At 70.3% G+C, this 11,422-nt stretch carries 8 protein-coding genes; 3 read left to right on the forward strand and 5 right to left on the reverse strand.

The window, feature by feature from the left end; translation table 11 throughout:
* Positions 1–7: 7 nt before the first annotated feature.
* From ACFVHO_RS38195 to ACFVHO_RS38205, 3 genes are all read right to left on the reverse strand, one after another.
* A complete protein-coding gene (locus tag ACFVHO_RS38195; RefSeq protein WP_385725122.1) occupies positions 8–3,280 on the reverse strand; it encodes a BTAD domain-containing putative transcriptional regulator in 3,273 nt (1,090 codons plus the stop codon).
* Between the two features lie 147 nt (positions 3,281–3,427).
* Positions 3,428–3,751, reverse strand: coding sequence for a nuclear transport factor 2 family protein (locus ACFVHO_RS38200; protein WP_385725123.1), 324 nt, complete (start codon positions 3,749–3,751; stop codon positions 3,428–3,430).
* 25 nt (positions 3,752–3,776) lie between these two features.
* Complete coding sequence (locus ACFVHO_RS38205) at positions 3,777–4,202, reverse strand: nuclear transport factor 2 family protein (RefSeq protein ID WP_385725124.1); 426 nt, start codon at positions 4,200–4,202, stop codon at positions 3,777–3,779.
* Between the two features lie 247 nt (positions 4,203–4,449).
* On the opposite strand from ACFVHO_RS38205, the gene ACFVHO_RS38210 reads away from it, so the two are divergent.
* Positions 4,450–5,013: a hypothetical protein gene (locus ACFVHO_RS38210; RefSeq protein WP_385725125.1), complete on the forward strand. Its 564-nt coding sequence runs from the start codon at positions 4,450–4,452 to the stop codon at positions 5,011–5,013.
* Positions 5,014–5,384: 371 nt separating this feature from the next.
* On the opposite strand, the gene ACFVHO_RS38215 is transcribed toward ACFVHO_RS38210, so the two are convergent.
* Positions 5,385–6,575, reverse strand: coding sequence for an IS701 family transposase (locus ACFVHO_RS38215; protein WP_385725126.1), 1,191 nt, complete (start codon positions 6,573–6,575; stop codon positions 5,385–5,387).
* A 1,386-nt stretch (positions 6,576–7,961) separates the two neighbouring features.
* On the opposite strand from ACFVHO_RS38215, the gene ACFVHO_RS38220 reads away from it, so the two are divergent.
* Positions 7,962–8,663, forward strand: a complete 702-nt coding sequence (locus ACFVHO_RS38220; protein ID WP_385725127.1) for an LmbU family transcriptional regulator — start codon at positions 7,962–7,964, stop codon at positions 8,661–8,663.
* 268 nt (positions 8,664–8,931) lie between these two features.
* Here ACFVHO_RS38220 and ACFVHO_RS38225 read toward each other — a convergent pair whose 3' ends face one another.
* Positions 8,932–9,576, reverse strand: coding sequence for an FMN-binding negative transcriptional regulator (locus ACFVHO_RS38225; RefSeq protein WP_385725128.1), 645 nt, complete (start codon positions 9,574–9,576; stop codon positions 8,932–8,934).
* A gap of 393 nt (positions 9,577–9,969) precedes the next feature.
* Here ACFVHO_RS38225 and ACFVHO_RS38230 point away from each other — a divergent pair, with 393 nt between their 5' ends.
* On the forward strand, positions 9,970–11,280 hold the full coding sequence (locus ACFVHO_RS38230; RefSeq protein WP_385725129.1) for a lysine N(6)-hydroxylase/L-ornithine N(5)-oxygenase family protein: 1,311 nt from the start codon (positions 9,970–9,972) through the stop codon (positions 11,278–11,280).
* The last annotated feature ends 142 nt before the right edge of the window (positions 11,281–11,422 follow it).

Here is an 11,422-nt window from a genome sequence, read left to right on the forward strand (position 1 = left end):
TTCGGAGTCAGGCTCCCGTGCCCGGGTCCGCGCGCCGCACGACGGCCTCCACCTCCAGGGCGCGGGCGAGGCCCGGCCGGTGACCCGCGGCCCGGTACAGGTGCAGGGACCGGTCGACGGCCCGCGCCGCCCGGGCGTGCTGACCGAGCGCCACATGCACCAGCGCCAGCTCGGCCCGCGCCTCGGCCTCGGCGAGCCGCAGCCCGGCCTGCCGCGTCGCGGCGAGCGCCCGCCGGGTGCACGCGAGCGCCTCGGCGTACTCGCCCAGGTGCCGGTGCACGGCCGCGAGCCCCACCAGGGCACCGGCCTCGGCCCTGCGGCAGCCCGCCGCGCGCGCCGCCTCCAGGGCGCGGCCGTGGTGGTCCAGGGCGCCGGGCGCGTCGTCGAGGCGCAGCAGCACCGTGCCGATCGTGGTGAGGGCCTCCGGCTCCACCAGGCGCCGGTGCGTGCGGTGCGTGACGCCGAGCGCGTCGACGGCGTACTTGAGTGCGAGCCGCGGATCCCCGGCGTCCCTGCACGCCACCGCGAGGGCGTTGAGCGCGCCCTCCGCCGCGTACGTGAACAGCAGTCTGCCGTCCGCGGCGAGCGCCCGGGTGAGCAGGCGCTGCGCCTCCTCCGTCGCGCCGAGCGCGTGCTCGACGGCGCCGAGCCCCCACAGCGCCAGCATCACCGTGTGTTCGTCCCGGGACGCCTCGGCGCGTGCCCGGCCCGCGCTGAAGTGCCGGTGGGCGACGGTGAGCCGGCCCTGGTCGAGGCGGACGAAGCCGAGGAGGCACAGCGCCCACGCCTCACCGGCGGGCTGCCCGCCGGCGGCGTAGAGGGCCAGGGCCCGCTCGGCGTCGCGGGCGGCCTGGTCGAGGGCGCCGCGTTCGCGGTGCGACGCGGCGAGCCCGAGCACCGCCCCCGCGGTCTCCACGGGCTGTCCGGTCCGCGCGAACAGGGTCTCGGCGTGGTTGCTGTGCCACAGGGCCTCGTCGTGCCGGGCCAGTTCCCACAGCACGTAGCACATGCTCCAGTGCATCACCGCCCGCGCGTGGTCGTCGTGCGCGGCTTCGGCGGCCCGCAGCCCGGCGTGCGCGGCCCGCAGCCAGTCCGCGCGGCGCCCGTGCTCCATGAGGTGCCCGTGCAGGGCGAGCGCCGACTTCCAGGCGAAGGAGCGCGGCCCGTACCGGACGGCGTGCCGGGTGCAGGCGAGCAGCGCGGCCCGCTCGTCGTCGAGCCACGCAAGGGCATCGGTGGCGCCGGCGAAGACCAGCGGCGCCGTGGGGGAGCCGTCGGGCTCCGGCGGGTCGGCCGCGTACCAGGAGTAGAAGGTGCCGTACAGCAGGTGCGCGGCCTGCTCGGCGGTGGCCAGGTACCAGGTGAGCAGGCGGCCGACGGCTTGCTCGCGGGCGGCGGGGCTGTCCTGCTCCCCGGCCTGCTCCTTGGCGAACAGGCCGACGAGGGCGTGCAGGTGGAAGTGGCCCGGCTGGTGGCTCTCGAGCAGGCTGCGGGCGACCAGCTGGTCCAGGAGCCGGGCGGTGGCGGGCAGGTCGGTCCCGGCCAGGGCGGCGGCGGCCGGGGCGGAGATGCCGGGTCCCGGGGCGAGGGCGAGCAGCCGCAGGAGCTCCTGCTCCGCGGCGGGCAGCGACCGGTAGGACAGGGCGAGGACACTCCGTACGCCGGTGTGCTCCTCCTGGTCCAGGGTCAGTTCCCGCAGCCGGTCGCCGCCGCGCAGCCGCCGCACGACCTCCTCGATCGGCGGATGCCGGTCGCCGATGAGATGGGCCGCGACGATCCGCACCGCCAGCGGCAGGAGCCCGCACAGCCGGACGGCCTCGGCGGCCGCCTCCGGCTCGTGCCGCACTCGGTCCGCGCCGATGACACGGGCGAGCAGGGCGAGGGCCTCCTCCTCGCCGAAGACGCTCAGGCTCACCCGGTGGGCGTCGTGGAACGCGGTCAGGCCCCGCAGGTCGTTGCGGCTGGTGACGACGACGAAGCAGGTCGGCGAGCCGGGAAGGAGCGGGCGCACCTGCGCGAGCCCGGCCGCGTCGTCGAGCAGGATCAGCATGCGCCGGCCCGCGAGCAGGGAGCGGTACAGCGCCGCCTTCTCGTCGGTGCTCTCCGGCAGATGCCCGATGCCGACCCCCAGCGCCCGCAGGAGCTGCCCCAGCGCCTCGTCGGCCGTGGTCGGCCCCTCCGGGGCGTGGCCGCGCAGGTTCGCGTACAGCTGTCCGTCGGGGAAGCGGTCGGCCACCCGGTGCATCCAGTGCAGCGCGAGGGTGGTCTTGCCGACGCCCGCCATGCCGGACACGGAGGAGATCACCAGCGTCTGCCCCGGGCCCGCCTCGTGCTGGGCGAGGAGCGCGTCGAGCTGGCGCAGATAGTCCGAGCGGCCCGTGAAACTGGCGACGTCGGGAGGGAGTTGACGCGGCACGGGACGGGCCGGGGGCACGGCCGGGGCGACGGGGTCGGCGCCGGGGGCGAGGGCGGGGTCCCCGGCGAGGACGCGCTGGTGGAGTTCCTTCAGCGGGCGGCCGGGCTCGATGCCCACTTCCGCGTCGAGGAGGTGGTAGAAGTCGCGGTACGAGGCGAGTGCCTCCGCCTGCCGGCCGGAGCGGTGCAGCGCCAGCATCAGCTGGCAGCGCAGCCGCTCGCGCAGCGGGAACTCGCTGACGAGCGTGGTGAGTTCGGCGACCGACGCCTCGTAGTGGCCCAGTTCGATCAGCGCGTCGAGGCGGTCCTCGCGGGCCACGAGCCGCAGCTCCTGGAGGCGTTCGGCCTCGGCGAGCGCGAAGCTGCGGTCGCTGACGCCCTCCAGGGCCGGGCCGGTCCACAGGGCCAGGGCCTCGTCGAGCAGCGTGACCACGGCGTCGGCGTCGCCGTCGGCGGCGGCCTTGCGGGCCCGGTCGGTGAGGTGGACGAAGCGCAGCGCGTCGACCTGCTCGTCGGAAACCTGGAGGGTGTAGCTGGTGTTGCTGCGGGCGCCCGCGCTGACCAGGACCTCGAACCCGGAGGTGGCCCGCCGGCCCGGCTCCAGGATGCGGCGCAGATGCAGGACGTGGGTGCGCAGGGCGCTCACCGCGCCGTCAGGCGGCTCGCCCTCCCACAGGAGTTCGGCGAGCCGGGAGGTGCTGACGGGGTGGCCGCGGGCGAGGGCGAGGGCCGCGAGGAGTGCGCGCTGCTGCGGCCCGAGACCGACGTGACGGCCCCGGACCTCCACGCTCACCGGGCCAAGCAGGCGGATCCGCACCGACTCCTTCGGTGCCTGCTCCACCTCGGGCCCGGGGGTGCGGCTCACGCCATTGCCCCTATTCCCTCGGCTTCCCTGCGCTCAGTCGACTTCCCTCTGCTCTGCTGCCCGTTCGACGGGCCGGTCATGGTTCCGCGGTTCGGCAGCGTCGCGATCCGTGGGACGGCACGCGCGGTTCGCCGCGGGGTCGGGTGCTCAGGCGGGCCCGGCGACGAACCGCCGGATGACGCCTTCGGACACCGAGAACTCCCACGCGGTGTCGATGTCGCCCCAGATGTCGTTGTGGAAGCGGGCCGTGACCGACAGGCCGTCGGGCGACTCCCGCACCACCTCCATCCGGGCGTGGGACGAGAAGAGCTCACGTTCCACCCACGCGTCGAGGTCGCGTTCGGTTCCCACGTCGATCACGGTGGCGTCCTTGGCGAGCACGGTCCACAGAGCAGCGGGGTCCTGGGCGTTGACCGCGTCCACGAAGGCGCTCACCACCGGATGGGACGGCATGCGGTCACGGGGGGTCATCTGGCGTGCCTCTCTCGCGGGTCGGTCAGCCGCCGGTCGCGGCGCGGTGCAGTGCGTAGGTGTCCTCGAACAGGTGGTAGCGCGTGACCTCGCCGCCGACCACCGTGAGATGGGCGGCGAAGGGCGTGGTCAGCGGGGCGCCGGTGGCTTTGACGGTGTCGCGCAGATGGCCGAGGATCACGCCCTGCTCACCGTCGACGACGATGTGCGTGACGGTGAACTCCTCGGGCTGCAGATAGTCGTGCAGGGTGCTGAAGAACTCCGTGACCCCCGCCCGCCCGGTCCGGTTCCCCGACCACGGCACGTCCGGCGAGCCCGGCGCGACCCACTCCGCCGACTCGGAGAACAGCCGCACCGCGCCGTCCAGGTCCCGCTCCGCGAGCCGGGCCAGATAGGCGTCGATCACGTCCCTGGTCGCCCGGTCGGATGCCGCGGGGGACTGCGTGGACATCTCACCAACTCCTCGTCACGTACTGGCTCTTGGGCCTGGAGGTCCAGTGTGGTGCGCCTGGGGCGGCGAGCGTAAGTCACACGCCTCATTCCCGCCACGGGTTGGCGCTGCGGCACGGCAGGGCGGGGCGGCGGGGCCTGACCGGAAACAGCCGCTCGGCCCCGGCGGCAGCATGCGGTGCCAAAAGTCGCGAGAGTGATGCCTCGAAAGCTTGCGCGTGGCGCCATAGTGGTGCGACGATGGCGCCATGGAACTCACGCGGTACGTCGACAACCTGCGCCAGGAGCTTTCGGTCGCAGTGGAGGCGGGCGACGAGGAGACGCGAGAACTCGCCGAACGCCTCGTCACGCCGCTGGCTTCCGCTGTCCGTCTGACGCTTCTTGACGCGCTGTCGGCCGCCGCGGACGAGATCACCCGCGACCTGGCCCCCGGTTCGGTCGAGATCCGCCTGCGGGGGCTCGACCCGACGTTCGTCGTGACGCCGCCCCCGTCGGAGCAGCCGTTCGACGACGAGGTCGACCACGACTTCGACCATCCGCATCACGGGGTGGCGCCAACGCTGGTGTCACTGGTGCCAGTGACGGTGAACGGGGAGGAAGGTGCGACATCCCGCATCAACTTCCGACCCCCCGAGCACCTCAAGACCCGGATCGAGGAGGCCGCCGGTCGCGAGCGGCTGTCCGTCAACGCGTGGCTTGTTCGAGCGGTCTCCGCGATGCTGGAGTTCGACGAGCGCGGCCGCCGCGCGGAGCGGCGCGTGCCGCGCGGCGCACCGGGAAGCTCCCAGCGCTACACGGGCTGGGTGAACTAGCCGCAACACGGGCTGGGTGAACTAGCCGCACCGCGGCCACAGACTTCGGTCCGGCGTGCTGCCGCACGCCGGTACCGATCCCGCGGCCCTGGAGACCGACCTCCCCCGGCGGTCTCCAGGGCCGCACCCTTCCGGCGAGCACGCCGGACACTCCGGTGCGAGGGCGCGTCGACCCGGTGCGACCGGATGGACGTCCCGTCCTCGTACCGCGCCGCAATTCTAGGCGAGTCGCGTCCGGTGGAAAGCGGTATGCCGGGCCTGACTTGCAGTCAATTGCGCCAATTCGCTTACGGAGTAAGGGAATCAGTTTCGCTGTAGCGGCCATGAATATGCCGGACGCGCCCTGAATTTCAGTCAGTCCAACGTGGTCGTCAGACCAAGTGCAGCCGTTGTTGACTCTGTCGGGGGAGTGGCGCGGGGCAGCACGGGAGATGTCGCGGAACGGGCCGGTGCGTGAGTCGCTGATACGTGTAGGCCGCGGAAACCAGCGTCATGTGGTGATACCAGCCGGGAAAGGAGCGGCCCTCGAAGTCGAGCAGGCCGAAGTGGCGTTCCATGCCCGTGACCGCCGTGGTGGTCCGGGCCCGATGGGTGGCCAGTGAGGCAACGTTGTCGAGTCGCTGATGCGTCAGGCTGGTGAGCCACATGGATCCCGGACGGCTTTCCGGTAGCACTTCCGTGAATAGTCGATAGGGATATTCAGGCGTCGCTCCCGGCCTGTCCCCGGGCAGTCGCACGAGCACGGACCGGACGCGGGTGTGCTGCTGGCGGCCGTCCGGCGCGGTGACGAGGACGGAGTCGGTGTTCCCCGAGGAGACGTGGCCCCGCGCGCTCACCGGCTCCGGGGCGCCGGGCGTCCGGTCGCCGACGGGCAGCACCTTCAGGTGCTGGGGCACGGCGACCACGAAGTCCCGGGCGCGCTGGCTGAGTCCGCGCAGGAAGAGGGCCACGTCGGGGTCGTCGCTCATGTCGGCGACGACCGGCGCGGAGGTCGGCGCGGTGCGGGCCTCCAGGGTGTCGACCAGGTCGAGGGCCTGGGCCCACAGCGGGCGGTGGCTGACGTCCTCGGGTATGCGCGCGCGCCGGCGCAGCTGGGCGTCCTCGGTCCAGGGCGCCGGGAGCAGCAGCCGCCAGTCGACCGGGACGTGCAGGGCGTCGATGCCCAGGAAGGCGCCGAGCCCCAGCTGGCAGTTGAGGGTGCGGCCGGAGACCGGGTCGAAGTAGCGGTGCACGCCCACGGAGCGGTCGCCGCGCTTGGGCAGGACCGCGCGGCCGATCGCCCAGGTGGAGACGGGGCCGTGGTTCTCGGCCCAGCGGGTGAGTTCCTCCATGACGGGGTCCCAGTCCCAGGGGCTCAGGCTCACGAACTGGCGCAGGGACTGCACCGCGGTGGGGGACGCCGAGACGGCTCCGGCGAGTCGGCGTACGGATTTCTTCCCGGGAGTGATCAGCAGCCCCGCCAAATAGGCCCCCGCCCACCTGCGCTGATCGGCACGGCGCAGATTCTGGAAGACCTGGTCGGTGAAGTCGCCGAAAGGAGACGCGAGAGGGGTTTCGGGCACCTCGCTGGCCGGAGTCGATGTTGGCAATGCGCAGGGCACAACCATGCTGCGATCCCTCCCGGACGTCCCTGAGCGGCAGCTGCCGGGCGTCGAGTCTAGGATCCGAGAGCGCGTCGCACCATCTTGCTGCGGGCGTGACTGATGTGGCAACCACGGCAGCAAATCGGGTTTGCGCACCACATCCGCGAGGGTGCCGGGAGCGGACTCAACCTCTCCGGTTCGGGCTCCGGTTCGGCGCCGACTGGCGGGCCGATTCCACGAAGGGGATCAGGAATTCCAGGTTCCGGGGGCCGGATTCCTGGAGCGCGCGATTCCGGGGGGCGTCGCGACCCGATGTCGGGGGCGTCTCCGGGGTGTCCGTCGCACCTCGTCCTCTCCTCCGCTCGCGCCGCGACTCTCCGCGCGCACCTCCGCCTCGTCCCGAAGGGCCGAACTCCGGATAAGCGGAAGGAGACTTGCCGGAGGGGGTGCTCTTCGGCCACATCGGCGAGAGCGTGGCTGATACTCGTGTTAAGGGCGCGTATGGAAAATGCTAGGGTTCGTTAGCGGCCCTGGGATTCGGCTTATAGGCGCCAATGGTGACGGACCATCACCGTTTGCCCCGAATCCGGCTCGCTAACTCAACGAAGGACCCCCGCCTTCTGAACGTCCCCTTCTCGTCTGCAACTGTTTCGCTTCGCGCTACAGTTGGCTCAATTCCTGCCGCCAGTGGCGGAAGTTGATCGGTAAAGCCCCCGCTGCCCGAGTCCTGAGAGAGCTGCGTCACACCAGGACAGGCATAGCGATGCTGGGCTATCTTGTTCGAACTTCGAAAAGTCGCGACGAGCGACTGCCTCTTCCTTGAATCTCCAACAGGTGTCGGGTTCTACTCGGGTAGGCCTTTGGAAGAGACCACTGCGAAACCGGGTCATCGGTACCGATGGGGGACACGTCGGCCGTCCCGAGGACGCGGAGGTCGTGGTCGAGGCGAACGGGGCGAGTAGTTGAACGGGGCGAGTAGTTGATGTACGAATCCACACGCATGCCGACTGAATGCCTTCCGCGCAGTCCTCACGGACGCGCCGAACGGCCGGACCTGCCTGTGCTCTGTGCCGGCGGCCCCCTCGAGCGGTGAGGGCGGCCCGACGGCGTACACGCACGTGCCACGCCGACGGATCCAGCAATGAGTTGACGGAACTCTGACGACCCGACTCGGCGAGTGGCTTGTGAGAGCCCTCATCCGGCCGATCGGCTGTGATTGATTGGCCAGCCTGTGCCTCGCGATGCGCGAAGGCTTCCGACCCGTGCCGGGTCAGGACACGGCTGCCATACCCGCATGGCATTTTCCTGTTCGGATGCGGACCGGTGTGTCCGCGTTCGTTCGATGTTCTTTCACATGGAGGCATGATGACGAACCAGGTCAGCGACCTCGAGGACTCGAAGGTCGTGCTCTTCCGCCGCAACGCGACCGCGGTGCCGCGGCAGCGGAGAGCAGCGGTGGACGAGCGCCGTGGCCAGGTGCTGACGACGAAGGTGGGCCTGCAGATGCCGGCCGGTCTCACCTTCGAGGACTGGGAGCGGGCCGGACGCCAGCTCTCCGGAATTGTCAACTCCTCTTCCTGGTGGCTCGGGGACTGGCTGGTATACGGCAAGGACCACTACACCGACCGCTACCAGCGCGGCATTCGCGCCGCCGGGCTCCAGTACCAGACCCTGCGCAACTACGCATGGGTGTCACGGCGCTTCGACTTCAGCCGACGGCGCGCGGCGCTGAGCTTCCAGCACCACGCGGAGCTGGCCTCGCTGCCGATCGACGAGCAGGAGCTGTGGCTCGACCGGGCCGAGCAGATGCAGTGGACGACCAAGCAGCTGCGCAGCGCCATCCGCGTCGCCCGTGAGGACGAGGCGCGCGACGGAACGCAGACGCCCGAGACGATGCGGCGGCTCGCCGTTCCCGGCAGCAGGCTCCAGTGGTGGCACAAGGCCGCGGAGCAGTCCGGCATCGACTTCGAGCAGTGGGTCCTCGCGACGCTCGACAACGCCGCCGAGCGCGCGCTCGTCGAGGACGAGGCGGCACAGCAGCGGGAGCAGGCCGGAATCAGCGCCTGAGGTACTGGGCGACATGGCGTGACATGACCAACGTCCGCCGAGATCAGGGCAGTTGACCTCGGCGGACGCATAGACGACGCGCAGGGCTCGCACTCCGGAGAGGGAGTGCGGGCTCCTGCGCGTCGGCACGTGTCGGCGCGGATACGCCGAGCCGCTGCCGCGGACTGGACGGCGGGCCCCCAAGTCCCGTGAGTGAGAGGGTGCGTGGGGCCCGTCGAACGGTCCGCGGCAGCGGAACGGCCGTGCGGAAGCTATGGCGGGTGCGGACCTACGGCAGCTTGCTCATGAGCTGGGCCGTCGCCTGGTGGCGGGTGCACTCGCGGCCGCCGAAGGAGTTCCGCACGCGGTCCTGGACCTCGTCCGGCTGCTCCTGGCTGAGCTTGAACATGCCCTCGGCGCCCGTCACCTTGATGCGGAACGCGCCGACGGCGGGCACGATCTTTCGGAAATAGTCGAGTGATTCCGACATGTCCCAGCCGTCGCCAAAGGCACCCTCGTAGGTGCGCACGGTGGACTTCACCACCTCCAGGGTGTTCTCGATGCCCTCGATCTTCTCGACGACACCGTGGACGTGCACCGAGGTGAAGTTCCACGTCGGCGCGGCCGGGGTCACCTGATAGACCGTCGGCGACACATAGCCGTGCGGCCCGGTGAACGTCAGGAGATTCACGCTGCCCGACTCGAGCGCCTTCCAATGCGGGTTCGCCCGGTTCATATGTCCGAGCAGTCGGCCGCCCGAGAGGTCGTCCGACCATTCACCGGTCCACTCCGGGTCCTGAATGACCGGCAGATGAGTGGCAAACGGTCCCGCTTCGGGGCTGCCGTTGCTCACAAAGAGCGCCAACGGATTGCCGCGGATCAGATCCAGCATCCACGAACTGTCCGGCTGGCGGTACTGGCTGGGAACGAACATCCGGAGTTCACCCTTTCGCTAATCTCACTCACGGTATGGTGCCAAGTCGCCGACGCTACCAGCGCTTTGAGAGGCACAACCAAATTCATGGACGAGCCGCCATGGCTGTCCTGTCGGCAGGACAGCGGTGCCCGGCAGACGTCGCGGCCGGGGCCTCTTGAAAGGTCCGTCCGGCCCCTCTAAGTTGGCGTGGCGGTGTTCTCCAGCGCAATACTTAATGCGTGTCTCCCGGACCACCGGTCGAGATGTTCGAGACCATCAGCCGCACGTCAGACGAGAGTTGGCAGAATTTCCGACCGCAGCATTTCCGACCAAGGTCCTCTTGGATAACCGCAATGCCGTCGTCGCAGCTGCGGAAGTCCCAGTCGAAGCTACATCAGCGGGAGAATATCTATGGGTACGCGTGAAAACGAGATATACGACATCGTTGGGATCGGGTTCGGCCCGTCCAACCTGTCCCTCGCCATCGCCCTGGAGGAACATGAGTCGAATTCCTCGGAGCAGCCGATCACAGCCGCGTTCTTCGAGCGGCAGGCCGCGTTCGGATGGCACCGCAACATGCTGCTTCCGCAGGCGACGATGCAGATTTCGTTCCTGAAGGACCTCGCGACCTTCCGCAATCCGCTGTCGCGCTACAGCTTCGTGTCCTACCTGCACGACTCGGACCGCCTGGTCCAGTTCGTGAACAACCAGGACTTCTTCCCGACCCGCCAGGAGTTCCACCAGTACCTGGAGTGGGCGGAGGCGAGCTTCCGTGACCGCGTCTCGTACAACTCCGAGGTCACCGAGATCCGCCTGGCGGCGGAGTCCTCCGCGGACGAGCAGATCCTCGAGGTCGTCGTCCGTGACACCGTCGCCGGCACCACGCGGGTGGTGAAGGCCCGTAACATCACCGTCTCCACCGGCCTCGTGCCGCGCATGCCCGACGGCATGGAGCGCGACGAGCGGGTGTGGCACAGCTCGGAGTTCCTGGCGAAGTACGGCCAGATGAGGCCCGAGGAGCTGAAGAACGTCGCGGTCGTCGGCGCCGGCCAGAGCGCCGCCGAGATCACCAAGTACCTGCACGACATGCTGCCGCACGCCCAGGTCTCGGCGATCCTGCCCAGCTACGGCTACTCCGTCGCGGACGACACGCCCTTCGCCAACCAGGTCTTCGACCCCACCGCCGTCGACCATTACTACTTCGGCACCGAGAAGACGCGGGACGCGTTCTGGCGGTACCACAAGAACACCAACTACTCCGTCGTCGACGACGACGTGATCCGGGAGCTGTTCCGCCGCTCCTACGAGGAGGAGGTCGCGGGCGCCCAGCGGCTGCACTTCCTGAACCTCACCCGGGTCAAGGAAGTGAAGCGCTCCGGCAACGACACGCGGGTCGTCCTGCACTCGCTCCTGGACGGCGAGACCGAGCAGGAGATGGACGTCGACGCGCTCGTCTTCGCGACCGGCTACGCCACCATGGACGCCACCCGCCTGCTCGGCGACCTCGACGGCTTCTGCCTGCGCGACGAGGAGGGCCGCCACCAGGTGGAGCGCGACTACCGCGTCATCACCACCGGCGACCTGTCCTGTGGCATCTACCTCCAGGGCGGCACCGAGCACACGCACGGTCTGACGTCGTCCCTGCTGTCGAACATCGCCGTGCGCAGCGGCGAGATCGCCGACTCGATCGTCGAGCGACGCGGCGTCGGCGAGAAGGTCTGAGCCACCCCTGTTCCGGACGGCCCGTCGGCCCCCACCGACGGGCCGTTCGCATGCGCGCGCCCAGGGGGAGCGGCGAGCGCGCGTACAGAAGGGCGGGCCGAGCACGCAGGAAGGGGCGGGCCCCGGTGCTTCCCAGCACCGG

This window comes from Streptomyces sp. NPDC127108 (genome assembly GCF_042677545.1).
Classification (GTDB): Bacteria; Actinomycetota; Actinomycetes; order Streptomycetales; family Streptomycetaceae; genus Streptomyces.

Coding starts and splice junctions, on each gene's coding strand:
- ACFVHO_RS38200 (WP_385725123.1), bottom strand. CDS start 3,751: ATGACCCCCCGTGACCGCATGCCGTCCCATCCGGTGGTGAGCGCCTTC.
- ACFVHO_RS38205 (WP_385725124.1), bottom strand. CDS start 4,202: ATGTCCACGCAGTCCCCCGCGGCATCCGACCGGGCGACCAGGGACGTG.
- ACFVHO_RS38210 (WP_385725125.1), top strand. CDS start 4,450: ATGGAACTCACGCGGTACGTCGACAACCTGCGCCAGGAGCTTTCGGTC.
- ACFVHO_RS38220 (WP_385725127.1), top strand. CDS start 7,962: ATGACGAACCAGGTCAGCGACCTCGAGGACTCGAAGGTCGTGCTCTTC.
- ACFVHO_RS38225 (WP_385725128.1), bottom strand. CDS start 9,576: ATGTTCGTTCCCAGCCAGTACCGCCAGCCGGACAGTTCGTGGATGCTG.
- ACFVHO_RS38230 (WP_385725129.1), top strand. CDS start 9,970: ATGGGTACGCGTGAAAACGAGATATACGACATCGTTGGGATCGGGTTC.